Raw genomic sequence first — 24,930 nt, 5'->3', positions numbered from 1 at the left:
AGGCTACCCATGGAGAGGGGAAAAGGAGGGGCCGTAACACCAGTACGACCCTTAAATCGAGGAAACACCGAACCTCTTGAGAACCCTATGTGCCTTTAAACTCGCTCGACACGAGTTGACGGCTGCATGACAAGCAAAAGAACAGGGAGACACAGGGAGAATTCTCAACCAGATCCGCACGCCCCACCCGGTGTTGTAGCGTGCTTACGGTTTGGCGATGAGGCGAACCTGCATCACCAGGGCGCTACTGATGACCGTCAGTAGCCAGCGGGGTGAAATCAAAGTTGATGGCATTATGTGTTCAGAAGGCCGGTTTATCAAGCTGCGCCGGGGTTTACTAGCCTGTGGGGGTTAGTTGACCGCGACCACCGCGCCCTCGGGGATGGGCGCAGGGAGCGCAATGGCAGTGGCTCCGAGGCGGCGCGTGACCAACTGGTCGTTGCGCCTGACGCCAACCAGGTCGGATTCCGTACCAGCATCCACGGCCGCCGCCAGCCCCGCCGGCGGCGAGGCGATGAAGGCGTAGCTGGTGCCGGCGGCGATGTAGCCCTGAAGCCGCACTGGCTTGCGGAACCAGGCCGGTAGACCAAGAGCGGAGTCCGCCGGCGAACCGCTGAAACCGGGGTTGGCGTGTGCGTACTCCGCCAGCCTGGAGCGGTAGAGCAGCAAGCTCCTGGCCAGGGTGTCGACCTCGGCCAGCTCGGCGCTCGAGGTCGCGTGGTTGCTTTGTACACTCAGCCAGGTCCCGGTGATCAGCGCGAGCACCAGGACGATCCACATCAGCGGCATACGGCAGTCCTTGAGTCGTGGCGACCTGCTAGTTCACGCAGGTAACGGTGACGTTGGTCGAGTCGGGGGTCTTGTAGGGCTCCGGATAGTTGAAGCCCGGGCCGATCTCGGTGATCAGGCCGAACGAGTAGTTGGTGCCAAAGGTCTGGTTGAAGCCCACCGCGCAGAATCGGCCGCCGCAGGTGATCGCGTAGCGGACATAGTCGTAGTACATCATGCCGCTGTCCTGGCCGTGCAACGTACACCAGTCCTTGATCACGCCCGCAGTGGTATTCATGCGCATGGAGGCGGCGGTTCGCCCCCACTTTCCGTTCTGGCAGGACAACCAGAGTCCGGTGCTGGTAATGCCGGCGAGCCCGTTCGGCGAGCAGTCGGCCCCTTCGGTGGCCACGCCTTTGAGCTGCAGGTATTCGCCGACTTCCGTCCGGCCCTCGGCGGTGAGTTTGCCCGCCTTCATCTCGCCGCCGGTGTAGACGTTCTTGTTCATCCAGGAGCGCACCCAGGTGCTGTCGCTCATGTACCAGCCGCCGCCCCATTTCTCGTTGTACCAGCCCGTGTCACCACGGGTCCTGAACCAGCCTCCGGTGTACGTCTCGCCGGCGACGTCAGCAGTGCCGGCTTTCACCGTGCCAGTGGCTGTCACGTTGCGCGCGCTGATGTCCGCGCTGGTGGTGATGTTGCCGCTGGCCGTGATCGCCCCGGCCGCGGCGATATTGTTGCCTCCCATGTCCAGCGTGGTATTCATCCGGTTGAGTTCGGGATGACCCGGGACGGCATTGCGGTAGAGGTACTCGTTGGCGATGGCGCCGTCCTGGAAGAACAGCGCCGTCGCCAGGTGTCCAGCGCCGGGAGCGCTACCGAAATTGCTCAAGGCCACCTGCCAGGCGGCGCCCTGGGCGATACTGGTGTTGGTTTTCGAGATGTAGCCCCCGGTGGCTCCCATGAGCTGCGCGATCCGGCGGATCGAGAGTTCGGAAGCTACCTGTCCACCCGTGGTCACGATCAGCGTTTCGAGCTGGTTGGCCGCCGGCTTGCGGGCCAGTACCTGGTATTGCTGGCCGTAGATGTTGGTGTCGCGGAAGCCTGCGGGCAGGTAACGGGTGTTGCGCAACATCGGGACGGTGATCACCGCCGGGGCCGTGGCGCCGGCGCTGGCCAGAACCGTGCTGAAGTTGTCCTTCAGGTACTTCTCCGCTGCCTTGGCCACCTGCAGTTGCTGCTGGGCCGCGTGCTGCTCGTCCAGGCCGTCCAGGTAGCTCATCAGGACCGATATGCCGCCGGCGGTCGCGATGGCGATCACGACCAGGGCGATCATCAGTTCGATCGAGATGAATCCACTGCTGCGCTTACTCCTCATGGTGTTATCTCCACAGGCTTTGCCGGGACTGGCGAGCTTGGTCGTCCTGCAGGAGATGAGCTTCCTTTCGGCGGATCTTGTCGCGCATGGACGGGCCGTCGTCGCCGGTGAACAGCAGTGGCTCGGCGGTCAGGCGGCGCGAAGAACCATCGCTCTCCAGCGCTTGGCAGATCACCGCTTGGATGCCTTCGGCAACCACGTCGTAGGCGTTTCTCGCCAGTGGCTGGGCGAGCGTCACCAGGCGCTCGATCGCCTGATGACAGCTTTTCGCGTGAATGGTGGCGATCACCAGGCTGCCGGTCAGAGAGGCCTTGCAGGCCTGGTAGGCGGTGTCCTCGTCGCGGATCTCGCCAATCAGCACCAGGTCGGCGCCGGCCCGCAGCGTGCGCAGCAGAGCCTCGCTGTATCCGCCTGAGCGCCGTGAGGTTCTGACCTGGATGCAGCGGCCGAGCCCATGTTGACCGCTGAGGTTGGTTTCCTGCGGGTCCTCGACGGCGCAGCCCACCCCGCCCAGCTCCTGCAGGCGGGCCAGGAGCAGAGAGGCGGCGGAGCTGGTCTTGCCTGTCGCCATCTCGCCGCAGAACAGGACCAGGCCCTGCAGCTGCGGATCCATCAGCGCGGAAACCACTTCGCTCGGATAGCCGATCTCTTGGAACTCCCGCAATTGAGCGGTCGACCGGCGCAGCACGAAGACGCTGCCACTGAACGCGTCCTCGAGGAGGGTGACGCGAAGCAGAACGCCGTCGACGACGATGGCGAACTCAGGATCCTGCAGCTCCTCCAGCGTTTGCCTGCAGAGCTGGAGCAGTTCCTGGGCGTGCGACTCCCACTCGCGAGGCACCTCGACTCGGCGCGCGCCGGCGCCGGCCAGGCCCTTCACGTCGGCGAAGCCTTCACCGAGGTAAAGGTCGACGAACTGAGCCTGGATGATCGGGTTCACACTCACGAACTGTAGGTCCAGGTAATGCTGTTGCTGTCGCTGCTGCAGGCCTGGGTCGCCGCTGCGGTGGTCACTTCACCAGTGATCGCGGATCCGCTGTTGATCTTGGTCTGCTCGAATGTGTTCTTCGCGATCTTGGTGGCCAGCGTGATACAGGCGTCCTGGGGCAACTTGCTGGTGGTGATCGAGAAGCCCATGCCGGTGGACGAGACAGTGACCGATCCGCCGTAGACGTTGTAGACGACGCCGGAGGAGACACTCATGTTCTTCGGCACGCCGTTGATTGCGATCAGGCTCGGGATCAGGTTGGTACCGCTGGAGCCGTAGCCCGAAGAGGTCTTCAGGGCACGTGCGTTGGCCGCAATGACGCTGATGTTGCGCTGTTCCTCGTTGGCGTTGGACGAACTGAACATCCCAGCTGCTGCGGCCAGCCCCAGGCCGACTCCGATGGCGATGATGATCAGCACGATGATCATCTCGATGGAAACGAAACCGCCCTGCGTCGGTCGGGAAGTGCGTTGCGTAGTGCTCATGGAGCGCTCCTTGGTGAGGTTTCAGTGGTTCATGGATTGGATGAGCTGCTGTGCCTGGTAGGCGCCGAGCAGGACCAGGATCATCAGCGCGCCGATGAAGATCAGGGCGAAGTTCTTCACCAGCCCGGCGGCCAGCTCGATCTGCTTGAGGCTGGTCTCCTGCCAGCGGCGGCTGAACTTGACCAGCGCTTTGGAGAAGCCTCCCCGGTTGGCGAGGATGCACAGGTACTGGATGGCCTGTCGGTCGGGGAAATCGTGACCGGCGCTGCGAAGGGCGACTCCCAGGTTCTGGCCCAGGCCCACGCCGTAGCGGGCAGCTTCCAAGCGCTGCTTCAGCCAGGGCGGGGAGATCTTGATCATGCTGGCCAGGCTGTCGTAGGGGCGTATGCCGGCGTTGAGCATGACCGCCATGTTCAGCAGGAAGGTGGTGCCCTGGAGCATGCGGTAGATGGACCAGGGCGGCAGCGTCCGGTCCAGCCAGACCCGGCCTTTCCAGCGGTAGGTCGGCAAGGTGACGATGACCACCACCGTGAGAGTGATGACGGCGACCAGAACGTAGATACCAGGTCCTGTGACGAAGCTGGCAATGGCGTTGAGCGTGGCGAGTGGGCCGGTCCAGGTGACTGGGTCGGAAAGCCTGGCCAGGCTGGGGACCATGCGATAGGCCACGATGCACAGCAGGAACACCATCATGGCGGACAGCGCCGAGGGGTAGAGCAGCGCCTGCCAGATGGTGGCGCGGATCCTGGCCTGGGCCTCGACCAGGGAGACGGCATCGCCCATGGCCTGAACCAGGTTGCCGCTCATCTCGCCGGCTTCGATCAGCGCTCGCTCCTGGGCGGGCAGATAGAGCGCCATGGCGGTGGCCAGACGCTTGCCGTTGGACAGCCCCATCAGCGCTTCGCGACTGGCGATGGCCACCGGATGAAACGGATGCTGTCCCTCATGAGCGAAGATCTTGTGTACCTCTGCCACAGCGTCCTTCAGCGGGACCCCGTTTTCGAGCAGGGTGGACATGCTTTCGTAGAACTGCAGGCGTTCCTTGCGACCGAACTGCTTGCTGTAGAAGGCGAACTGCAACTGCTCCCAGAAGCCCCCCATCAGCACGCCTCCTGCGAGTAGAAGCTGTCGTCGAGCAGATGCTCATCGAAGTCGAGTGGCCCAATGAAATCCTCGACCATCTGCGGGTCAAAGATGCCCTCGTTGATGCGGCGGATGGCGTGGGCGTGCTTGGTGATGCCCTGCATGGTCTTGACCCAGTAGTTGCGTGCCTCGGCTGGGCCGCCTTTGGCGAACACACGCATGAAGGCGAGGGTGGGCAGCACCACCTCGGCGACGATCGAGCGGCCGTTGACCCCGGAGCCACGGCAGGCCTGGCAGCCAGGCCCCTTGACATGCACTTGGGAAACATCGGTCAAGCGTCGGACCCGTTCGACCAAGTCGGGCGCGAGTTGGTCTTGGTGGTCTTGGAAGCGCAGCTTGCAGCGGGGGCAGAGCTTGGGCAGCAGGCTCTGGTTGATCAGGCCGGTCAGCAGGGCCGGATCGAACAGCAAGCCGGGGTCGACGCCCAGGTCCTTCAGGCGCTGGACAATGCCGATCGCGCTGTTGGTGTGCAGGGTCGACCATAGGCCGTGCCCGGTCATCGCACCACGGAACGCGGCGACAGCGGCGAAGAGGTCGCGTACTTCGCCGATCATCATGTAGTCCGGATCCAGGCGCATGCCGTTGGCGATGCCCGCGGCCCAGGCCTGGCGTTCTGCGTCTGGGTCGGTGGCGTCGTAGACCAGTGGGGTCTGGTTGATGCCTTCGCCGCGAATGCGGTATTCCGGCGGATCCTCGATGGTCAGGATGTGCTTGGATCCGCCATGGAGCTTGTCGAGGCCTTCCATGGTGACCTTCAAGGTCATCGACTTTCCTGACCCGGTGGGGCCGGACAGGATGTTGATGCCGTAGGGCATACGCATCATGCGATCGAACAGTGCGTTCTGCTCGGGCAGGTAGCCGAGCTGCTCCAGGCTGTCTAGGCCGGTGTCGTCGTAGAGCAGCCGCAGGATCATCAAGAACCCCCCGGCACGCGGGCGGGTAGCGATCCGGGCACCGAACAGGTTGAGCTTCTCGACGAAGGTCTGGCTCATCCGCGCATCCTGGTCCAGTTGCGGCTTGAAAAGTGGCTCGGCCACGTCGCACATGGATTGGTAGATGGTGGCGCAGAGTTCGTGCAACTCCTGGCTGCGGAACTGCTCGACGGTCTTCAGCAGGCCGTCGACGCGGAAACGGATCTTGCTGCCGGTGCCGGCGGGACTCACGACGAAATGCACGTCACTGGCGCGGAGCTCAGTGGCCTTACGAATGATCTTGACCACGCGCTCCTGCATCTGGGTGGCGCGCTGGCCATCGCTATCGACCAGGCCGTCCATGGCGACGGCGCGGTAAAGCTGGTGAATGGTCTGCAGGTCGGTAAGGTTGAGCTGGTATCGGAAGCCACGGCGATCGAGACGGTCGATGAACGACAGAACGTGTATGTCGTTCTGGTGGCTCTCCGATAGATAGAGCGTGCCGTCGGCGGCCAGGGCCATGATTTCCTGCAGGTGCTTCGATACCTCCCATTCACCACCGTCGGCGGTGAGCAGTTGGGTCACCATGGAGGGCTGCGCAAGCGCGGCAATCTGAAGGTTCGTCATGGCGGTGCCTACTGAATGAACGGCTGCGGTACAGCCCCGGGCAGCGCCGGCGGAACCGAGGCGCCTTGGGTCGTAGAGGAGGCTTGGGAGGGGGCAACGCTGGAGAAGCCCACGGGCACGCGGTTGCCGTCCTTGTCGGTGAGCACGACCTGGTCCAGCGAGATTGACTCGACGCGGTAGTTGCCCGGCAGCTCCGCGCCGCTGGCGGCGTCAACCTCGTACCCGCCCGGGAACAAGAACGTGGCAGTCATCTTGCCGCCGGCGCCGTAGATGGTCCGCACCACTGGCGGAACCGGCTGCGTGATCGTCGGCGGCGCCGCCGGCACCGGCATGGCGAACGTCTGCCCCTGGGCGCTGACGACCTGGCCGGTTTCGCCTTTGCCTTCCAATTGCCGCTGCGCCGTGGCCAGGCGCACCTTGGCCTCGGTGAGGATGGCCTGGGCCTGGATCTCCGCAAGTTCGCCAACGGTGCCAGCGCAGGCCTGGCCGGACGCGAGGAGGAAGAGCACGGCCACGGCCATGCCGATCGGCTCAGTTCGCATAGATTTCTCCTGTGACAGTCCAGTCCAACTGGCTGTCCTTGAGCGTGGTTTCGAGGTTGGTGATGCGGACACCGGCTGCGGGCAGCCCCTGGAAGGTCAGGTCTGCCGGGAGCCGGGTCTGGGCGCTGAAGGTGAATTTCTTCCAGGAAGGCAACACAACTTGCTGTTCAGTCGCAGCTTCCGCGCCAGGGAGGGGCGGAGTTGTTTCCTGGCTGATCGACAGCTTGGGCTCGACCCCTTGACGGTACAGGTGGCTGGTCAGCGCCTGCAGAACGTCGTCCGCCGGCAGTAGCGGCTCATCACTGCCGATGGCGACCTTCAGATCGACCTTCAGGGCCGCGGTGTTGCCGTTGTCGATGACGAAGGCGGGGCGGTCGGCGAACAGGTGCTGGCTGGCCGCTGTCAGGTCGGCTGCCGTGCTGTTGCCGGTACGGTGGTAGGTGGCGACCAGGACCCTGCCGTCGCACTTGCTGGATTCGAAGAGCCAGCCCTGGATCGACAGCGACAGTACCCCCGTTGCCTTGCTACAGGCGCGTAGCATGTCCTCGAGGTCAGGCATGAGCGTCCAAGGCTTCTGCAATGACGGCAGGTCCAGCGGCTGCTTGGCCTGGGCGTTCTTCTCGGCCAGCTCGGCGAGGCGCCTCTGCTCCTCGAGGAGCGCGGCTTGCCTGGCGAGCTCTTCCTGGTGGGCATTCCATAGGTAGTAGGCGGTTAGCGACCCACCTACCACGCAACCGAGCAGGGCCACTGCCGTCCACTCCCTGGCGGACAAGCCGAAGGTGAGTTGCCGGAGGCGGTAGTCGCGCCGCAGGCGCTTCGGCGCGAGCAGTTCCTCGATGTCGAAGTCCTTGACGGGGAAATCGAACCCTTCGGGAACGAAGACCTGTGCGTTTCGCAGCACGCCGCGCGTAGAGAGCTTCCTGACCCGGTCCCGGGCCTCGTCGAGGGTGGTGACCACATCCTGCCCGGGGACAATTGCGCCATCGAGCGTGGCGACCAGCGCGTAGCGGTCCTCGTCGATTTTCCAGCAGGCCAGGAAGTCGCCGTCGAACTGGCCTGAAAGCGCCGAGGCCAGGGAGTACATGCCCTTGACTGCGCCTTGCGACTTCGAAACGAAGCCGGCCTGAATCACCGTCGGCGAATGGCGGATGGCAACGATGTCCAGATGCTCTTCCTTGCCCAGCTTGCGCGCTTCCTTCATGTACTGCCGCTGGCTGGACAGCGGCCGCCAGAACAGGCCGCTGACGAACTTGTTGCCGTGGTAGCTCAGGATCGAGACGTCTGGTCCACGGCTGCCGAGGTCAGGCTTCTCCATGGTTCAGCCCAGCACGACGGGGGTGATCAGCACCACGATGACCTCGCGCTTGGTATTGCGGGTCAGCCCGCCGCCAAGCCCGAAGAACCCAGCGTCGCCGGTGCCGACCTTGTTGGTGTCCTCGGTGGTCTGGTCGAAGCCGGAGAGTACCAAGGTCTCGCCGCTGCGCAGGCGTACCTTCTGGTCGAACAGTTGTATGTCGTAGCTCGGGAACTGGGCTTTGGAGTCCCCGCTGGTCTGCATTTCGAACGTCGGCCGGGAGGTCATGTTGATGTTGATCTTCAGCAGCATCTCGCCGCTTTCCATCACGAACGGCAGCAGGCTCATGTTGTAGCCGCTGGTCACGGCGCCCGGGATCAGCGAGGTGGTACTGCCGACCTGGGCGACGTTGGAGATCTGGCTGGAGGCCAGGTAGCTGTCGTAGCGGCCGATCTGGATCGGCGCCGACTGGAGGTTGAGCGTGGTCACGGACGGGGAGCGGACGGTCGAAACGCGGCCCTGCTGGGCCAGCGCCTGGACCATGGCTTTGGAGCCAGCCCAGGCGCTGTTGGCGGTATCCAGGATGCTCACGGAGCCGGAGATCGCACTTTGGTCGATGCCCGGCATGGTGTTCTTCAGGCCGATGCCCCACTTGTTGTTGAGCGACTTGTAGACCAGGTTCCAGTCGATCCCCAGTTGATCCTTGTCGGTGAGGGCGACCGAGAGCACGTTGACGTTCAGCAGCACCTGCTTGGTGATGCTCTCGTTCTCCCGGTTGACCAGCTGCTGGACACGGTTGAGGACCTCTGGACGGTCGGTGACGGTCAGGGTGCCCGTGGCACGCGACAGCGACATGCGTCCCATGCTCGGCGTCAGCATCGAGTTGATGCTGTTCTCGATGTCGCTGAGGATCGATGTCTTCAGCTCCGAGCTGGTGGTCTGCTTGCTGCCGGAGTCGCCGCTGATGCCGGAGCTGCCATTCTGTCCGGTGGATCCGGAGCCGTCCCCGCTGATGCCGGCGGCCGTCGTCATACCGGAACGCACGGTAGAGTCCACCGTGTTGACGTCGTCGAAGGCGTAGATGCGGAAGGTCCGCGTGTCCAGGTAGTAGAACTCGACCCGTTTCTCGGTTGGGTTGTAGCGCCAGGACACGCCAGCGCGGGCGGCGATGAGATCGAGGAACCCGCTGACTTTGCCGTTCCATTTGATGTTGTACAGAGACCGCGGGCCGTAGGACCCGAAGCTCGACCCCATGCTGCCGCCGGCACCGAGCGACATGCCGTTGGCGACGGAGGCAGGAAACAGCATGGTGGCCATGTCCTGGCCGCCTTGGATGGGCGGCGGGGCGTTGCTCGCGCGCTGCTGAGGTTGTAGAGCGAAGGCGGCCGGGTTCAGCGCGTCGGGCGTGATACTGACCGCCATGTGGCATTGGTTGATGACTTCCTGGGCGGCCTCCTGCAGCGACGCTGCGCCTGCAGGGCGCCACGTCACGATGCAGTCACTGGACAAGGTGTGCGAAACGCTTAGGGGTTTCGTGCTGACCCAGGGTTTGTCGGAGAACACCACCGTATCGCGCCGATCCGGTCGGGTGTTGCGCACCTGGGCGGCGATCGATGACGCGGAGTCTGCCGTGGCTTCGACACGATCCGCCGACTCGTTCACCCGCGTGACTGAGCAACTGGCCAGTGCGGGGATCAGGAGGCAAGGCAAGAGGTTCTTCAGGGGGGCACGCATCAGTTCTTGCGCTCCTTGATGATGATCAGGGACTGCGGGCGGCTGGCGTTCACCAGGAAGGGCCGTTCGGCAGCGTCATACAGTGGGAACAGCTCGGATACCGCGTCCTCGAAGGAGCCGTGGAAGGTCAGGGGAGCTTCGATCGGATAGTTGAGATCCTGCGGCTCCCAGCGGACGGTCCAGCGTGCGCGCTTTGCCCAAGCTTCCAAGGTGTCGCGCAGGGTTGATCCCGTCTCGGCTGACCAGGCCTGTGCCAGCGGCCGGCTCGGTTCCGTCGGCGTGAGCACCTTGACCGGTGGGGCGGAAGCCACGCTGGCCGGAGTGGGCGGCGTGGACTTCACGGCGGAGGCCGCAGGCTTGGTCGGTGCCGAAGCCGCGGGAGGAGAAGAGGGGTGGCCATCCTTGGCCGGTGCGGCTGGGGGGAGCACAGTGGTGGATTCAGGCTTCTTGGCCGGAGCGGGGCTGGTTGTGATCGGCGCCGGTGTCGGCACCGAGGCGACCACGACGGGCGACTCCAGCGTGCTGACTTTTTCCGTGGAAGAAGGTTGCGCTACCGCCTCCGGTGTTGGGGCAGCGGGTTTCGCATACAGTTGCTGGACCGGTTTCGGCCTCGACGCTGGGGGAAGTTGATAGCCCGGGCGCAGCACGAAGCAGACCTGCCGCGCCACTTCGTCGACCTTAACCTGCCAGGCTGGACCGGAGAGGACCTGGAGGGTGTTGCGCAGGGTCATGGGGCCGAGCTTGTACTGAGCCGCCGGCAGCGGCCGGGTGTAGAGGATGTTCACATGACCGGCCTCTGCCGGGCACAGCGAGTAACCCGAGCGGCTCATCACGTACTGCATGGCGTCCTTGACACTCGGGTTCATGCTCGACGGGATGGTCACGTCGATAATCTGTGCCATCAGGTCGCGCTGGCCAGCGTCCGGCTGGGTGCTGACCAGGGTGTAGCGCCCGTAGCGCACGACGGGCTCCTTCTCCGGCTGTACGCCATTCGGGTACAGGTCCGGTGAGAGCAGGTCTGGATTGCGGCTGCTGTCGAAGGCGGGCCTGGCCGGCTCAGCCTTGTGGGTCGTGCAGCTGGCGAGCAGCAGGCACAGCGTGAGAGTGGTCAACTGCCTGGTCATTGAGGCCCCCTTTGATGATGGGGCACACAGTGGCAGGCCATCCGCCATGCCTCAGCAGGAAATACTCGGCGAAAGGCCAGGGTATTTTCATCTACGTGGCTGTGACGCTCACGGTCGTTGGTCAACGAGACACTAAGGTATGTGAAGGAGCGTGTTTGCAAGGGTCATTGAGGCATACTGCGTGATGTTGTTGCAGCCTTGTTTGAAACTGGCGTCATTGGTTTTACTGTCCAATTTTGAAGTGAGACTCGGATGAACGTATTTGCACTCATTAATAATCCTGGTGAGCCTATTCCCCTGACCGAGGATGAGTATTACAGGCGAACAAATAGAAAGGAGCCGTATGTTCAAAGTGTGAATGGTGTTTTGAGATCCTATGCGATCTGCCCCTCGTGCAAGAATCCAACAGTTATGGTGAATAGGACTGCAACTGAGACGCGCAGCGGTAGCTTCTATGCTAAACACTACAAAGGAAATGTTCGTGGTGTTGCTAACTATGATGAGGGAGAATATCTAAACTGCGATCTTACCAATTCATCGAATATGGACGATAGGGTTAGGCGCCCTCCCTCTCAGAGGAGGAAAATTGATGAGGTAAAGCAGGCGCTAGTGATGGCGTTTGATCTGGTCGTCTCATTTATTGAAACTGATGTAGGGGTCAGATTCGTAGACCGTGTTTTGGAGGATATGCTTGACGATTTTGCCAAAAATAAGGGATACGAGTATAAGGCGATTAATCTTTACAACCTGCCCTATGCGTTCGCGTACATGACAGAGTCCAAGGATATATTTGGTTGCTCGGTCAGTGATGAGGTTGCAGAGAAGATAAATGCTCTTTCCGAAGGTTTTGAGGCCAAGCGTTACGGGCGATTTATCTATGTCCGAAGGAAAGGTGGCAGCCGCTCCAAGATACGGCTGCTATTCTTCGGTCACGCGGAGTCGATGAAAGATGGTGGTGCAGAGTCCATCACTGTGCGGATTGTAGAGATACCTCCGGGAGAGTCAGTCGATACAGCTAAATTCTTATATGAGAAAAAGATAATTCTCGATGGTGCGAAATTTTACAACTACTATATGAAGCGAAAGCGGCGTGTGGAAATGGCTCACTCAAGAGTTGGGTAGGAGTACTTCCTTGATTTTTGAGTTCATCACTGCCTCTATCTCGTCGAGGGTGAATGGGTGCCGTGCAACTCCATCCTCGACGAGTTCTATGTATAACGCCGGTACCGTAGGCTCCCGGTGAAGATAATATAAGGCGACCGTGGTCACCATTTCGCAAATTTTATCTGGGTCGGTTAGCGCTTCCCTAATATTCGCTAGCAGCTTAGGAGAGGCGGCTTGGGTTAGTTCGTAGAGTGTATCTATTTTTAGTAGCGCCTGCAGAATCATATTTCGTCGGTAGTCGATAGTTGGAGAGGGTTGCTCGAATCTCATTTCAGGGGGGCTCCTGCTGGATAGTCGTTACGCTGAAGCTTGCTTCCTGTTGGGGCGAGGGTCAGCGAGAAATACTCGGTTGGTGGGTATATCTTTTTATCCTGCGACACTTAGCCCTCGGCTAGGCTTGCCGCCAGCCGCGCGCGATTGCCGTCAACCTGCTCTGGCTCGATGAGGTCCTGGGCTACCTGGCGTTTCGCGTTGAGCAGTTGCCACAGCTGCTCATCGATCGTGCCCTCGACCAGTGGGATCTTCACCACCACCATGCGGAGCTGGCCGTTGCGGTACGCGCGGTCCTCGGCTTGTTCCTGCTGACCGGGAGTCCAAGGCAGACCGAGGAAAAACACGTAGTTCGCCGCAGTGAGGTTGTTGCCCGTCCCGGCGGCCGCCGTGGTGCAGATGAACACCCGGCAGTCGGGATCCTGCTGGAAGCGATCGATCGCTTTCTGCCGCTTGGTGAGCGAGTCATTGCCCACCAGCGTGACGCAGCCGTGCCCGGCCTGCTCGCAGAGTTCCTTCAGCGCAGCCACGGTCGGCTTGAACTCGCAGAACAGGATCACCTTGTCCTCGGCGTCGAGCTCGCTCAACAGGTCCATCGCCACGCGAACCTTCACCGTTTCCAGGTAACGCCGCAGCGCGCCGAGTCGCGCGAAGACCGGTCGGTCCTCGAGACGCAGCACGTCGTATTGCTGGCGTTCCTCGGTGGAGAGGGCCACCTTCAGCAACTGCCGCTGCTTGCCCTTGAGGCTGGGCAGCACATCTTTGCGCCTGCGCAGCATCCAGTCACCCAGCTCCGCCCGCAGACTCTGGCGGAACTCCGGGTTGCCGGCGAAACGGTCGCAGAACTCTTTCAGCGGCAGTTGGCCGATGGGGTGGCCTGAGAGGCGAAGCAGGGTGTGCAGCTCGGTTTCACGGTTGAGCACCGGCGTGCCGGTAAGCAGGTAGCGGTTCGGCACTTGGGCGGCAATGTCGAAACCGTGCCGCGTGCATTGCGCCGTCGGTTCCTTCATCCGCTGCGCCTCGTCGATGACCATCACGGCGAAGCGCGAAGCGTTGGCGACGAAGGGGCTCAACTGCTCGTAGTTGACCAGGATCCACTGCGCCTCTGGGTTGTCCTGCTGGATAGCCACGGTGGCCGAGGGATAGACCTGCTGGATTTCGCGCTGCCAATTGATCAACAGGGTGGCCAGGGTGATGACCAGAATTGGCCTGCCCGCCGCTCGGATCGAAGCGGCGATGACCGCCTGGCGGGTCTTGCCCAATCCCATGTCGTCGGCCAACAGGGCGCTGGTTCTCTGCAGCAGGTGAGCGATGCCGGCAGGCTGGTGGGCCAGTAGCGAGTAGCCCTGAAGCGCCGCCTCGATATCAGCCGAGCTGTACTCGGTGCGCTCGATCTCTGGCACCGCGGCGAGGTAGATGTCACAAGCTGACTCGTCCTCCAGGGATGGCGCTGCCGGTTCCTGCTGTGGACCGCCGATGCTCATGCTGGGCAGCTCGGTCGCCGGCGCGAAGCTACCGTCGCTGAGCAGCTCCTGGACGGTATCCAGGATCTCGAATTGTTCCTCGGCGAGGCCAAGCTCCAGGATCAGGTTGCTGCGGAGCAGCTCAGTTGTGGCGTCGATGCGCCAGGAGCTCGATGGGCGCAGGAACACCCCGCGCATCCGCCGGGCCACCGCCACCACACCGGGATGGAACTCGCCTGACAGCAAGACGCCGCCCTCGGCCAGCGGCGCGATGCGCAGCAGCAAACCCCAGGTGAAGGCCTGTCGGTCAAGCGAGGCCTGTGCAGATTCGACCATGCCGCTGAAGTCCCGCCAGGACTGTGAGTGGAGGCCTCCAGCGAGCTCGGCGAGTCGGTTGTACAGCGAGTCCAGTTCGGGCAGCAACTTGCCCTTGGGGACCCGCCAGTAGCGGTGCAACGGATGCTCCCGGGCGCTGATGAAGAAGCCGGACAGTTCCAGCAGCGCGCGGTTGCTGCCTGCGATGTAGGGGATCTTCAAGCCGAAGTCGTAGCCGTCGAAGATAGCCCGCTGCAGAAGCGTCGAAGGAGTCGCGGAGGTACGGTTGACCAGACGTGGACGGCTCATCGGTTTTCCAACCGAGTGAGCAGCCACTTCGCCGTGGCTTCGGCGAGGCCCGCCTTCCAGCGACCATCGGCGAAGCGCGTCATGTGGACGGTCATGTCGGGCCAGTTCAGGTTCGTCGCTATGGCTCCAGAGCGAATCCGTTCCATGAACCAGTGGTATGCCTGGCCGGCAGGGGAGTCGGCCGGCACGGGGTGATTATCGAACTCGCGCAATTGCACCGTGGAAAGGTGCTGGGAATTCCAGGGCCTACCTAGAGGCTCGCCATGTTCACGCCTGAGCTCCAATTCGGCAGAGGCCAGTGGACGGCCAGCCTCACGTACTGAGAGCAGTCGGCAGTCTCCTCGATAGGCGGCCTGGTCGTAGCTATCGATGCAATGGGCCAGCGCGATATGTTCGGCATAGAGGTCGGCAGGGCAGCGGAGCTCGACGATCTGCAGGCCATTGGGGCAATCGATAAGGTCGACAGGCAGCATACCCTCCCAGGTGGTGTATTCGTCGGTGTCGACCAGATCGGCCAGGCTGCTCTGTACTGTGGCGCGCAGTTCCCTCTGGACCTGGTGGTAGTCGTCCACCAGGTTGCCAGCCTGTCGGTAGGTACAATGACCCAGGTGCGCCTTCAGGGCGCTGCGCGCCTGCCGAACAACCTGTGAGTTCCCCTGGTCGAGGGCGGTATAGAACTCCTTGATGTCTCTCAGCCGTGCAGTGATTGCAGGCCATGCCGGATCCTGCCAATCCAACGGGCAGCCGTTGAAGAGCCGGTTGTAGTCAGGCTTGGCGTTGTGAATCTGCCAGGGGATCGCATTGTAGGCGGCATAGAATGCTGTCCATTGAGCGCGAGTGATCGGACGCCGGTTACCTAGCGATGCTGCCAGAAGGAGAGTATGCCATCCCGAATTTCGGCCTTCCCGTTTGCGATGGAAGAGAGCTCCTCCCGCACGGCCGGGACTGACGTGACTAAGAAATCGAATCGAGGCCCGTGGCGCCTGAAATAGCCAGGCGAAAAAGTTGATGACCGAAATCCCTTCGTCCGCGACCTGCCCAAGAATACGGCCCATATCGAGGTACAAGTCGCATGGCACGGCGGCGGCCTGCGGTCGTTCACTGTCAAGCAGGGAAAAAGGGCAAGGAAGGAAATGGCGGATGCTCTCGCCGTTGTCGTTGGTCGTCGTGTGGGGCCAGACTCCCTCCTCGCAATCCACCAGTAGCGGCGTCAAGACCGGTTGAGTCTTCAGCATTTGCAGCCGGCGCACCTGGTCGCCTTGAGCCAGCCAGTTGTAGAGCTGGGGCGAGAGGCACCGAACCGAGCGGATGGCGAACAGCAGGTCTTGGTCCAGGACCTGTCTGAAGGTTCGCAAGACCGCTCCGATCTGCTTCAAGTAGAACCGGCGTCTCGGTGAGTAGTATCGATTGTGGCTGACTGATGGATACTGACTCTTGGGGAATGAGCCGAGGTCCTGCCGCGCTAACTGAGTGGCCAACCCCTGTGCCCTCTGGGTGTAGGAGCTGAGCACAGGAACGGCATCGTCGAACTTCTCGAGGCGCTGCAGCAGCTTGAACGCTCCGGCTGGGGACGGCGTGCTTGCAGGGATACGATGGGCAGGTTTGCACTCCCACGCACCGATCAGTTGACCGTCGAAGACCTGGAGCAGAGGCCCTGCGCGCATGATGGTGTAACGCACACCATTATCCGCAGCGACGGTGATGCACCAGCACCTGGTCGTAGAGGTGCTGCGCAGGTAGTGACGGATGAACTTGGTTCGAGCTGTCCCTGCGAGAGAGAAATGCGTTGCCCAGGTGTTGGCGACGGCGAGCTGCCGCTCGCTGTAGCGGGCCAGGGATGGATCCTGTAGCGGCCCGCTAGGGGAGGCGTTGTCGAGTGGTGCCACGCGCATGCTCCTGTGTAGACGAGCAGCAGAGTGGCTGGTTGGTGCGCTGTGATCGACGGGAAATAATCAGCCTACGCAGGCTGTTTTTTTGCGCTATTAACTGATGGTCAATTGGGGCGTCGCTGTAACTCTAATGAAATCTGCATCGTAGTTAGCCAATGGCTTATTGTGCGTTCATCCACTTTGATGGATCAACGCGGTGCCACTGCTGGATCTCGCGATCAAGCTGCATCCATACTTTCTGAAGCCTCGCATGTTCGCCAGAAAAAAGAGGTTTATCTAGATTCTCGAACTGATCGAACTGAGGTATTGGTAGTACACAGCCAATACCGCTGTAGCAGAACCAAGAGCCCACCAATTGAGCAACCTCTGCTATTTCGCGCAGAGCCTGCTTAGCATCAGCGAGTCCCCAATGCTCTAGAACCCTCCCTTCCCGGCTAGCTTCTGTGGCAGCATGGGCTATCTCAACATTGACATGCTCGATTACGTTGGAAAGCTGAGATAAACGGGAATCAAGCATGTCGAATACCTCGATACGTATCAGATCGTCTGGCCGTGAGGCTCCGGCATTGACTCCGCTGAGCCAGTCGAACTCTTTGTGTCTATCAACTGCGCGCTCAAAATGATATTCAACTGGAACCCAGTAGCTATTCTTTCCCAGCTTGGCTTGCTCATCCGAGAAAGCATTTTTTGCAGCGTGGGTTCTATTATAATTATATTCAAGACCAGAAATGGTTTTGACGTAGATCTCACGAGTAAGTTTTCCCCGCGTAGCACGGATGTCGCTTATGAGACCTCCCAGAGAGCACACGCTCTTGGGGCCGCGAATTGGCTCTCTTTCAACTAGACGGCGAATTCCCTGCATCGTGCCTGCCCAGAAACCAGACGCTAACATGTCCATGACAAGACCATTAAGTCTTTTTTTTCCGCTGATTTCTGGGGCTTCTCGCACCATCTCAACCACACATGAATAGGCTGCAAGGTCCCATGCCATGCGTGACAGGGCCTTGCTAATGGCGTTTTCTTCGGTGTCAAAGATGCGCTTCCATTCTGCAATGCGATTATACATTAGCGTCTCCATATGTTGTGTCGCTGGGGCAACCAGTATCTTAGTGCTGCGAGGTAATTCTCATCATGAAGAGTGTCTGCCAGCTCCTGCAATAGTAGCATCGCCCGAGCTTTAAATTTACCAAGATAACAGTTTTTTAAGTCGTACTCTCCAATCCATAGATGTAAAGGCAGTAGGCATGCGATGTATTATTCGAGCGAGTTGTTCTTGAGCTTGGTCCTCGCTGAGCATTATTTCCTCCTGAGTTTTGAGGTTCAACCAATTCAATGTGGTCTGGTAGGTATCCATCTTCCACCCAGCAGTATCTTCCCGGCCCAGTTGCACACGCTCCGGATGGACTTGAATGGGGAGCCCTTGGAGCGATATTTGCTGTCGAAGCTGCCGATAGAGGTGGTAGAAGCTGTCGTTGACCTGATAGTGGTTGAGTGTCACGTCGTGAAGTTGGCTTTTCTGCTGCTCGGCCAGGAAGAAACGGGCAATACAGGTACGGTGGTTCCCGTCGGAGCCGACGTAAAAGTTCAAGCCATCGAGTGTGTTGTAGTGAATCGCGGGCCTGCGCTCCGTTGGCTGCAGGTAGTAGCTCGGGTTGTCCAGCAAGGCGTGCAGGTTTCGCTGCATTCGCTTGCCGCCAGTGAGAAAGTCGAGCCAGGACTTTCCTTGGTAATCCCAGTGGTCCGTACCCACGACGCGGAACACATTGATCGATCCCGTCTCAGTCCAATAGTGGCTTTGAAGGAAGGCGTGCTTTTCCTGGGGGTAGGCTTCCTCCCATGATTGCAGTACCTCTGAGGCCCACGCTGGCGGTTGCTCGACTTGCCTGCGCACGAAGTCGAAATTGAGGTTCCTGTCGGTGCTGGTCTGCATGTTCATGTATTTACCTATAGCCCGCGCGGGTTGTCGAAGTCAGGTTGGCCGTTCTTGGTGGGATAGCTGACCTTGCAGCCGGCGCTGCGGTAGCCGCTGCAGCCCCAGAAGTCGAAGCCGCCCTTGCCGGCTTTCTTTCGGTGGACCAGGGGCAGACCGCACTTGCCGCAGAGGAAGTCACTGGCCGGCGCCGTGGGAGCGCTGGCGGTAGAGCTTGCTCGCGGGTCGCCCTGTGCGCTGGGATGCGCGCGCAGCGTCTGCAGCTCTGACTGCAGGAGCTGGTAGAACTGCTGGACCACGTTCATGTAGGTGTCCTCGCTGTTGGCGATCCGGTCCAAGGCGACCTCGAGGTTGCGGGTGAAATCGAGGCTGAGGAAGCTGAAGTTGTGCTCCAGGAGCGCGATGGTGGCCTCGCCCATCTCGCCGGGGACCAGGCTTCGCCCCTTCATCTGCACCTGGCCTTTGTCGATGATGTTCTTCACGATCGAGGCGTAGGAGGATGGCCGACCAATCCCGCGGCGCTTCATCTCGCCCACCAGGCTGGCATCGGTGAAGCGTTTGGGAGGGGTGGTTTTCTTCTCCAGGACCTCGCCGCTGTAGACCTTGAGTATCTGGCCTGGCTCCAGCGCCGGGATGGGGCTTGAAGGCGTTTCGTTCTTTTGCTCCTCGGCATCATCGCCCTGCAGCAGTTTTCTCCAGCCAGGCACGTTCAGCAGCTTCCCTTTGGCGCCGAAGCGCAGCGGCTTTTTGTCGGGGCCGACGCCAAGGAGGGTGATGGTTCTCACGGCGTACACGGCAGCTTCGATCTGGCTGGCAAGCGCGCGGACTCGAATGAGCTGGTACAGCGCCTGCTCATCAGCAGTCTCACCGGCGGAAGCGGCCATCCAGTCGGTAGGGGTGATGGCGGGGTGGCCTTCCTGGGCGTCTTGGTCCGCTTTGAACATTCGCTGTTGCTCTACACACTTCAGCCCCAAGGCTTTGGCGACAGCACGGATATCCGGCATCGAGTCCTTCGAAATATTGGGGTTGTCCGTTCGGTGGTAAGTGATGAGCCCCTGTTCATACAGCCGCTGGGCGACTTTCATCGTCTTGTCGGGTGACCACTTCAGTGCATTTCCGGCTGCCATCTGGAGCGAAGAGGAGATGAACGGCGCCGGAGGCATATCGGTTTCTTCGCCATCAATGCAGGTCTCGACGATCACATTGCGTATAGCCCCCACCAGTTCTGCGAGTTGACGATCCTGGATATACGGAAATTCCTTGCTGGCAAACGTGGGCACTGGATCCCACTCCGCCTTCCAGGTGCGGCCGTCGCTGGGCGAAACGAAGGCCAGTTCCACCCCGAAATGCTTGATTGGTGTGAAGGCGCGAATCTCCCGCTCTCGCAGGACCACCAGGTACACAGCGACGGACTGCACGCGCCCGGCGGTGGTTGGCCTGCCCATCACGCGCCGCAACTCTGGCGTGACCAGATACCCCACCAGGCGATCGATGACGCGACGGCATTCCTGCGAGGCGACCTTCGGGAGGTCCAGGCGACGCGGCGAGCTGAGTTCGGCGCTGATGCATGACTTGGTGATCTCTTTGAAGGCAACGCGCTTGTAGTTCTTGATCCCGGCAGCCTGGAGTATGTGCCAGCCGATGCTTTCGCCTTCCCGATCCGGGTCGGATGCGACGTAGATTTCCACGGCTTTCTGCCGCAGCTCCTTCAGCCGTGCGACGGTGTTTTCCTTGCCCGAGAGGATCTGGTAGTGCGGTTTGAAATCCTGGCCCACGCCGACGGTGAGCATCTGCGGATCCTGGCCGTGAACGGGTAGGTCTCTGATATGACCGGCAGTCGCTTCGACCTGCCAGGTCACGTCGGGACGAATCGAAGGGAGAAGGGACCTCAGCTTTTTCAGCTTGCCCGGGGCTTCAATGATTACGAGGTGCATCGGCGGAGTCTCTCGGAACAGTCGGTCGAACTGTCGCGATCAGAGAGCGGGCCAACAATGCGAAATGGACGGTGCGCTGTTGCAGTTTTCGGGAGGAACTAAAGGGGAAAGTCATCAGAAGTCGAGCTGCTGTTGCTGCTCCTGGGCAAACCCTTTCAACCAGGACGCCCGCATCGCAGGATGACTGTAGGGGCAGTCGAACACCCGTAGCCCTTTCCGCGCGGCCTCAGCACCAATAGCCCGTACAGTCCGGTGGGGATCGTTGAAGTGTCGTCTGTCCAGCTTGTCGGTATCAGTCGCTCTCTTTGACACACTTTCGGAAGCCCTTGCCACCAGAGATTTCACGAACGGGCGGCCAAAATTAAGGATGCTGGTTTATCAGCTTTTGCCAGCATAACTGTTCATTGCGGTTGCTACAGTCGCTGGAATGCTTGTCGAGGCTGCGGGCGGCGAAGAGAGGTTCTTGCCACCTGCAGCTTCACGAATGGGCGGCCAAAAATTAAGCCACCTGCTACATGGGGATATCGTCGTCGAAGGCGCTGTCGTAGTCCTGCTGCGAGTGCGCATCTTGCTGAGCAGGTTGCTGAGGCACCTGCCGAGACTGCTGATGTTGAGTCGACTGGCCGTTGGTAGACGGCAACAGGATGACCTCGGCCAGGCGGTGAGGAAGGATGGAAATGCGCGAGGCTTCGACCTTCAGCGCCTGTACTTCTTCGCCTGACTCTTTGTCGGGCCAGCGGTCCATGATCGCCCGGCCTTCGACCTTGACGCGCATGCCTTTCGCGAACAGTTCGGCGAAACGCTGGGCATCCTGATGCCACCACTCGACGCTGCACCAGAAGCCGCCGCGATCCTTGTAGCCACCTTGGCCATCGGGAATCGAGTTGTCGAACATCACGTTGAGACGCAGCAACTGCCGCGGGGGATTGTTGCCGTTGGGGAAGCTGCGGTGCTCCGGTGCCGAGCCGATGTTGCCTTCCCAGAAGACGGGGGTAGCCATGATGAATCTCCAGTCAGTGGTGGTTGGTGCTCTGCTGCAGTCGGCCCATGAACTCGGCCTCGGCCTGGCCCATCTTTTCCGCGCACTCGGCGGCCTGCTTGCCGATGGAGTGGATCAGGCTGATCTGCATGTTGAGGGTGATGCGCTGCAGCTCCATCTCGTAGAGGTCTTGCAGCAGGTATTCCGGGGTCTTGTCCTGGCGCAGCATTTCCGTCCACACCCCGACGCCCATCCGCCGGGATGCAATGTTCTGCCAGCGAAGAAAGGTTGTGCGGGCGGATGTGCGCTGCTCGATGAGTCGGGTGGGCAGTAGAGTGAAGGGTGGGCGACGAACCTGGGCCAGCAGTCCCTGGGCAAGTTCAAGCAATCCCTGCTCCAGGACTTCGCACTGTTCCGCCAACTGGGCCAGCTCCCCCTTACCTTTAAAAGGCTTTAAAAGGCCTTTTAGTGAGGCACTGTGTTGCAGCGCCTGGAAGGCAGTTTGTTGCAGTGGGCGGAAGGCACTTTGTTGCAGAGCGCCTTGCTGGTCCTTATCGAGCTGCCGCATTCCGATCAGTCCTCGAGCTCGACACGGTCAGCGTCATCATCGGCATCACTGTCAGAGCGGCCCCGGGTGATCGGCGGAGCGAAGTTCGAGCGTCGGGTGCCCTCCAGGATGTCCTGCGGGATCTCGCCGAACTTCTCGTACATCTTCCGCGCGGCTTCGGCGCGAGCATTGTTTGCGGCGAAGTCGTCGCGAGTAGCGCCCGAGAACTGGTAGCTCTGGGCCAGACCGAAAAGGCTGCGCAGCACCGACGCGCCTTCGTCGAGCCAGACCTCCATGTCTCGGCGCCCGACCAGCCCGACGTGCTGGGCCAGCAGGATTCGACGGGCGAGTTCGTCGTAGTTGGTCAGGAGATAGACTGCCTTGAAGCCCAGAGGGTTGGAGATGAACAACGGGACCTTGACCGGTGTGACGGACAGGTTCTCGGAGATATCGAGGGTCGCGGGCAGCTTGGCCATGACGTCATCCAGTCGCTGGTCGATGGCCTTGAGTGCGGCTTGGCAGCTCTCGACTTTCTCTTCGATCTGAAGCAGCCACCAGTCGGAGTACGGATCGTCCTGTGCTGCCCCGCGGTGCATGCGATTCACGTATGCGCAGAAGCCGGAGAGGCCGAGGATGCTGTGCTTGGCATCCGACTTCTGCCGGCCTGTCCAGATGCGTGCGGCGTGATAGGTGTGAAGCGTCAGGGCGACATCGCTGCGGAGAGAGCCGATCTGAAGCCGATGGGTTTCAGCCATGGTGCAGTGTTCCTATATAGGGAAGGGGTTCGGCCACATCGTGCTGATCGGGGTAGGAGCGCGCAGTAGGAAATACATGGTTCGTCGCTGGGGAATTTCCCATGGCGACTCGGAGCAAGGCACCCAGCTCGCCGCCGGCGCCGAAGTCAGTTCCTGGTGAAGTGGTTCCAGTGGAACCACCCAGTTCGCCGCCGGTGCCTAGGACAGGACCTGACTGAGTGTTTCGGGCCGAAACACGTAGGCCGCTGTGAAAACGCACAACGCCCGGCCGAGACTTTCTCATGGCTCATCACCCCGCTCGGATGGCACGCTCGATCCGTGCCTGGGCCGAATGAGGTCCTTGAGCCGGCTGAGGACCTCGCTCCCTGTCCGGGTATCCCCCCTGGGCTGGACCTGAGGCTGTGTAGGCGCTATGGGGCTCGATGGTGCCGGAGCACGAATGGGGCGTTCCGTTGCGGGGATGGTTCGCTCAGCCGGTTCTTCCGGAGCCCAAGAAGCGTTGAACTTGCCCTGGACTGCACGCTGGATGAGCGTCATGAGGTAGCCGAACGGATTGCTGACTGTTCCGCCGGCACAACGGTGCTGCCACTGCTCGATGACGGGTAGCCGAAGATCTTCGGACACCCGTCGGAGCGCGCTTACCGCCTGGATCCGTTGCTCCGCCTCCAGTGTGTGCAGTAGATCCTGCCAGTTTGGATGGGCTTCCTCGCGTGCTCGCGGTTGTACTGGCTTTTTACATACAGAATCTTGTTTGTATGTATACGTACTATATGAGTTCGGCATCCGAACCAAGGGCGTACTCGGCGGATTCTGTCTGGGTTCGGCATCCGAACTCAGCGGTAGAGCGCATTGCTTGCTGCTGATTTCACTGAGTTCGGCATCCGAACTCGGGGTGGAATGAGGTAAATCCGACAGAGTTCGGATGCCGAACTCTGCCGCTGGATCCGCTTCGAGCTGACTATCGATAGCCCATTGCTGGTGGTTCAAGCGTCCCTCGAGCTTCTCCAGATGGGTAGGGAGGCGGCGACCCACGTCCGGATCATCCCTGAACTCCCGCCAGATGATCTGCCCGATTTCGCGTATGGCTCGGTTGCCGTGGCCGGTGGATTGGCTCAGCAACTGCATGTAGTCGGTGTCCAGCTCCAAGGCTTCGGCTGGAGAGACAGGCTCGTCGTGAAGGATGTAAACGTTGCCCTGGACCTGTCCGTTGAGGTCGTTGCGCAGGCGTCGGCCGAGGCTGAGCCAGCGGGTCAGACGAAGGACCGTGAGTGCCTTGGCGATGGTTTCGCGCGAGGCGATCTTGCCCGGCTGCATGCCGAGATAGGGGCGCAGTTGCTCGTATGTCGGGAACGTGGTCAGTCCGTCGTCGTTGATGAGCAAGCGGAAAACTTGCCAGCAGTTCCGCTCCAGCGGAGTAAGACGCTTATCCAGGAGGAGGCGCCGTGGAACGGTTTCATGCGGATTGCCGCTGAAAATGATGCCGGAATATTGTTGAGCCAGCGGTTCGCCGCTTTCGGCAGCAAGCCGCTTCTTATACAAATGGGCCTCGAGATGTCCCGAGGCCGAGTCCAGCAGTGTCGAGATGGGAAAGCGCGACAGCCTCATGGTGCTGTGTCGCCTTCCGACTGAACCAGGTTCAGTAGTTGTTGACGTTCTGTCTCAGCGTTCACCTGCGTTGTTGCGGATGGGGCAGAGTGGGGCAGGTGTGAGCTGACGCTAGCGAGGTAAAGAGTGGATTGGGACTTTTGCAGGCCCGCCTGGCTCTGGCTCGATTTGCCAGACGGATAGAGCCCGTCTTTCAACCAGCTCTGGATGAGAGACCAAACAATGGCGAGGCTGATGAATTCTGGACTGTCTTGTTCGATTCCGGCGTTGATTTCCTCGGTGAGGATCATCGCGATGTCCAGCAACTCCATGCTGTCCTCGAGGCGGACCTGATTTTCCTGCATCAGGTGCTCCCAGCGGAACCATATCTGGCGCTCGATCTGTTCATCGAGCTGCCGCCAGCGACCGCGGCGCGGGTGGATCTCCAGCATCAAGCGCTTGGTGGCGGTGTCCTCCGGCGACAGACCGAAAAAGCTCTGGATCATCGTTGTGGTGGCTCCCAACTTCAGTGCGCGTTCGATCTGCAGGTCTTCCTGCGCGCTGCGCTCGGCTGTGGCCAGGATTTTCTCCATGACGTCGATGTTCACTCTGACGTCTACCCAGGAAACCGGGGTATTGGTCAGGATGCTCATGACGGCAGGCTGTTGGAGCTGAGCCAGAATCTCCGGCCGCAGCCCCATCTCGGCACAACGCCTGAGCTGGCCGTTGCGCAGGTGGTTGAGCACTTGCGTCAGGACCGCTTCATTGATCAACGACTTCGACATGTCGATCTCTCC

General features: G+C 60.9%; 23 protein-coding genes. 1 reads left to right on the top strand and 22 read right to left on the bottom strand.

Annotation, left to right across the window (positions count from 1 at the left end; genetic code table 11):
* Positions 1-351 precede the first annotated feature (351 nt).
* Genes pilM through LJF27_RS09575 form a run of 10 tightly spaced genes read right to left on the bottom strand, consistent with a single transcriptional unit; the run spans position 352 to position 10,994 of the window.
* On the bottom strand, positions 352-789 hold the full coding sequence (pilM, locus tag LJF27_RS09620; protein ID WP_058167803.1) for a type IV pilus biogenesis protein PilM: 438 nt from the start codon (positions 787-789) through the stop codon (positions 352-354).
* A 28-nt stretch (positions 790-817) separates the two neighbouring features.
* Positions 818-2,146 (bottom strand): shufflon system plasmid conjugative transfer pilus tip adhesin PilV, encoded by a 1,329-nt coding sequence (pilV, locus tag LJF27_RS09615; protein WP_019726843.1) that lies wholly within the window; start codon positions 2,144-2,146, stop codon positions 818-820.
* 4 nt (positions 2,147-2,150) lie between these two features.
* Positions 2,151-3,092: an ATPase, T2SS/T4P/T4SS family gene (locus LJF27_RS09610; RefSeq protein WP_003109361.1), complete on the bottom strand. Its 942-nt coding sequence runs from the start codon at positions 3,090-3,092 to the stop codon at positions 2,151-2,153.
* Entirely contained in the window at positions 3,089-3,619 is a 531-nt protein-coding gene (locus LJF27_RS09605) for a type 4 pilus major pilin (RefSeq protein ID WP_003099765.1), read from the bottom strand. The genes LJF27_RS09610 and LJF27_RS09605 overlap by 4 nt, the downstream gene beginning before the upstream one ends.
* A 21-nt stretch (positions 3,620-3,640) precedes the next feature.
* On the bottom strand, positions 3,641-4,720 hold the full coding sequence (locus LJF27_RS09600; RefSeq protein WP_058167804.1) for a type II secretion system F family protein: 1,080 nt from the start codon (positions 4,718-4,720) through the stop codon (positions 3,641-3,643).
* Positions 4,720-6,300, bottom strand: coding sequence for a GspE/PulE family protein (locus tag LJF27_RS09595; protein ID WP_003149523.1), 1,581 nt, complete (start codon positions 6,298-6,300; stop codon positions 4,720-4,722). Before LJF27_RS09595 ends, LJF27_RS09600 begins: the two co-directional genes overlap by 1 nt.
* Positions 6,301-6,308: 8 nt before the next feature.
* Positions 6,309-6,842, bottom strand: a complete 534-nt coding sequence (pilP, locus tag LJF27_RS09590; RefSeq protein ID WP_017002274.1) for a type IV pilus biogenesis protein PilP — start codon at positions 6,840-6,842, stop codon at positions 6,309-6,311.
* On the bottom strand, positions 6,832-8,157 hold the full coding sequence (gene pilO2 / locus LJF27_RS09585) for a type 4b pilus protein PilO2 (RefSeq protein ID WP_058167805.1): 1,326 nt from the start codon (positions 8,155-8,157) through the stop codon (positions 6,832-6,834). The genes pilP and pilO2 overlap by 11 nt, the downstream gene beginning before the upstream one ends.
* Before the next feature lie 3 nt (positions 8,158-8,160).
* Complete coding sequence (locus LJF27_RS09580) at positions 8,161-9,870, bottom strand: PilN family type IVB pilus formation outer membrane protein (protein ID WP_020751093.1); 1,710 nt, start codon at positions 9,868-9,870, stop codon at positions 8,161-8,163.
* A complete protein-coding gene (locus LJF27_RS09575) occupies positions 9,870-10,994 on the bottom strand; it encodes a TcpQ domain-containing protein (protein WP_058167806.1) in 1,125 nt (374 codons plus the stop codon). The genes LJF27_RS09580 and LJF27_RS09575 overlap by 1 nt, the downstream gene beginning before the upstream one ends.
* A 252-nt stretch (positions 10,995-11,246) precedes the next feature.
* Between LJF27_RS09575 and LJF27_RS09570 the strand changes: the two genes are divergently transcribed.
* Positions 11,247-12,116, top strand: coding sequence for a hypothetical protein (locus LJF27_RS09570; RefSeq protein WP_171884488.1), 870 nt, complete (start codon positions 11,247-11,249; stop codon positions 12,114-12,116).
* Here LJF27_RS09570 and LJF27_RS09565 read toward each other — a convergent pair.
* The 12 genes from LJF27_RS09565 to LJF27_RS09510 form a co-directional block, all read right to left on the bottom strand.
* Positions 12,102-12,428, bottom strand: coding sequence for a hypothetical protein (locus LJF27_RS09565; RefSeq protein WP_071536614.1), 327 nt, complete (start codon positions 12,426-12,428; stop codon positions 12,102-12,104). The two genes, LJF27_RS09570 and LJF27_RS09565, sit on opposite strands and share 15 nt — an antisense overlap.
* A gap of 110 nt (positions 12,429-12,538) precedes the next feature.
* A complete protein-coding gene (locus tag LJF27_RS09560) occupies positions 12,539-14,515 on the bottom strand; it encodes a DEAD/DEAH box helicase (protein WP_058167808.1) in 1,977 nt (658 codons plus the stop codon).
* On the bottom strand, positions 14,512-16,401 hold the full coding sequence (locus LJF27_RS09555) for a hypothetical protein (protein ID WP_198339557.1): 1,890 nt from the start codon (positions 16,399-16,401) through the stop codon (positions 14,512-14,514). The genes LJF27_RS09560 and LJF27_RS09555 overlap by 4 nt, the downstream gene beginning before the upstream one ends.
* Before the next feature lie 163 nt (positions 16,402-16,564).
* Positions 16,565-17,470, bottom strand: coding sequence for a hypothetical protein (locus tag LJF27_RS09550; protein ID WP_124086598.1), 906 nt, complete (start codon positions 17,468-17,470; stop codon positions 16,565-16,567).
* A 117-nt stretch (positions 17,471-17,587) separates the two neighbouring features.
* Positions 17,588-18,340, bottom strand: a complete 753-nt coding sequence (locus LJF27_RS09545) for a hypothetical protein (protein ID WP_034086252.1) — start codon at positions 18,338-18,340, stop codon at positions 17,588-17,590.
* Between the two features lie 8 nt (positions 18,341-18,348).
* Positions 18,349-20,268 (bottom strand): type I DNA topoisomerase, encoded by a 1,920-nt coding sequence (topA, locus tag LJF27_RS09540; RefSeq protein WP_058167809.1) that lies wholly within the window; start codon positions 20,266-20,268, stop codon positions 18,349-18,351.
* A 114-nt stretch (positions 20,269-20,382) separates the two neighbouring features.
* On the bottom strand, positions 20,383-20,580 hold the full coding sequence (gene crpP, locus LJF27_RS09535) for an ICE-associated protein CrpP (protein WP_031644039.1): 198 nt from the start codon (positions 20,578-20,580) through the stop codon (positions 20,383-20,385).
* Between the two features lie 199 nt (positions 20,581-20,779).
* On the bottom strand, positions 20,780-21,268 hold the full coding sequence (locus LJF27_RS09530) for a single-stranded DNA-binding protein (protein ID WP_015503573.1): 489 nt from the start codon (positions 21,266-21,268) through the stop codon (positions 20,780-20,782).
* A 13-nt stretch (positions 21,269-21,281) separates the two neighbouring features.
* Complete coding sequence (locus LJF27_RS09525) at positions 21,282-21,815, bottom strand: DUF3158 family protein (protein ID WP_044069819.1); 534 nt, start codon at positions 21,813-21,815, stop codon at positions 21,282-21,284.
* Positions 21,816-21,820: 5 nt separating this feature from the next.
* A complete protein-coding gene (locus tag LJF27_RS09520; protein ID WP_057382284.1) occupies positions 21,821-22,549 on the bottom strand; it encodes a PFL_4669 family integrating conjugative element protein in 729 nt (242 codons plus the stop codon).
* A gap of 279 nt (positions 22,550-22,828) precedes the next feature.
* Complete coding sequence (locus LJF27_RS09515) at positions 22,829-24,154, bottom strand: STY4528 family pathogenicity island replication protein (protein WP_033972907.1); 1,326 nt, start codon at positions 24,152-24,154, stop codon at positions 22,829-22,831.
* Complete coding sequence (locus LJF27_RS09510; RefSeq protein ID WP_019726827.1) at positions 24,151-24,918, bottom strand: DUF2857 domain-containing protein; 768 nt, start codon at positions 24,916-24,918, stop codon at positions 24,151-24,153. Before LJF27_RS09510 ends, LJF27_RS09515 begins: the two co-directional genes overlap by 4 nt.
* Positions 24,919-24,930: the final 12 nt, after the last annotated feature.

The sequence above is a fragment of the Pseudomonas sp. 203-8 genome (assembly GCF_020708595.1).
GTDB classification, from domain to species: Bacteria; Pseudomonadota; Gammaproteobacteria; order Pseudomonadales; family Pseudomonadaceae; genus Pseudomonas; species Pseudomonas aeruginosa.
This window is presented reverse-complemented; position numbering and strand designations above follow the sequence as displayed.

Bases quoted from the DNA above. Each gene is read 5' to 3' on its own strand.
- LJF27_RS09575 (WP_058167806.1), bottom strand. From the start codon at position 10,994: ATGACCAGGCAGTTGACCACTCTCACGCTGTGCCTGCTGCTCGCCAGC.
- LJF27_RS09530 (WP_015503573.1), bottom strand. From the start codon at position 21,268: ATGGCTACCCCCGTCTTCTGGGAAGGCAACATCGGCTCGGCACCGGAG.
- LJF27_RS09595 (WP_003149523.1), bottom strand. From the start codon at position 6,300: ATGACGAACCTTCAGATTGCCGCGCTTGCGCAGCCCTCCATGGTGACC.
- LJF27_RS09545 (WP_034086252.1), bottom strand. From the start codon at position 18,340: ATGAACATGCAGACCAGCACCGACAGGAACCTCAATTTCGACTTCGTG.
- pilP (WP_017002274.1), bottom strand. From the start codon at position 6,842: ATGCGAACTGAGCCGATCGGCATGGCCGTGGCCGTGCTCTTCCTCCTC.
- LJF27_RS09515 (WP_033972907.1), bottom strand. From the start codon at position 24,154: ATGAGGCTGTCGCGCTTTCCCATCTCGACACTGCTGGACTCGGCCTCG.
- LJF27_RS09570 (WP_171884488.1), top strand. From the start codon at position 11,247: ATGAACGTATTTGCACTCATTAATAATCCTGGTGAGCCTATTCCCCTG.
- LJF27_RS09550 (WP_124086598.1), bottom strand. From the start codon at position 17,470: ATGTATAATCGCATTGCAGAATGGAAGCGCATCTTTGACACCGAAGAA.
- LJF27_RS09565 (WP_071536614.1), bottom strand. From the start codon at position 12,428: ATGAGATTCGAGCAACCCTCTCCAACTATCGACTACCGACGAAATATG.
- LJF27_RS09560 (WP_058167808.1), bottom strand. From the start codon at position 14,515: ATGAGCCGTCCACGTCTGGTCAACCGTACCTCCGCGACTCCTTCGACG.
- LJF27_RS09605 (WP_003099765.1), bottom strand. From the start codon at position 3,619: ATGAGCACTACGCAACGCACTTCCCGACCGACGCAGGGCGGTTTCGTT.
- LJF27_RS09600 (WP_058167804.1), bottom strand. From the start codon at position 4,720: ATGGGGGGCTTCTGGGAGCAGTTGCAGTTCGCCTTCTACAGCAAGCAG.
- pilO2 (WP_058167805.1), bottom strand. From the start codon at position 8,157: ATGGAGAAGCCTGACCTCGGCAGCCGTGGACCAGACGTCTCGATCCTG.
- pilV (WP_019726843.1), bottom strand. From the start codon at position 2,146: ATGAGGAGTAAGCGCAGCAGTGGATTCATCTCGATCGAACTGATGATC.
- LJF27_RS09520 (WP_057382284.1), bottom strand. From the start codon at position 22,549: ATGGCTGAAACCCATCGGCTTCAGATCGGCTCTCTCCGCAGCGATGTC.
- topA (WP_058167809.1), bottom strand. From the start codon at position 20,268: ATGCACCTCGTAATCATTGAAGCCCCGGGCAAGCTGAAAAAGCTGAGG.
- LJF27_RS09510 (WP_019726827.1), bottom strand. From the start codon at position 24,918: ATGTCGAAGTCGTTGATCAATGAAGCGGTCCTGACGCAAGTGCTCAAC.
- pilM (WP_058167803.1), bottom strand. From the start codon at position 789: ATGCCGCTGATGTGGATCGTCCTGGTGCTCGCGCTGATCACCGGGACC.
- LJF27_RS09580 (WP_020751093.1), bottom strand. From the start codon at position 9,870: ATGCGTGCCCCCCTGAAGAACCTCTTGCCTTGCCTCCTGATCCCCGCA.
- LJF27_RS09525 (WP_044069819.1), bottom strand. From the start codon at position 21,815: ATGCGGCAGCTCGATAAGGACCAGCAAGGCGCTCTGCAACAAAGTGCC.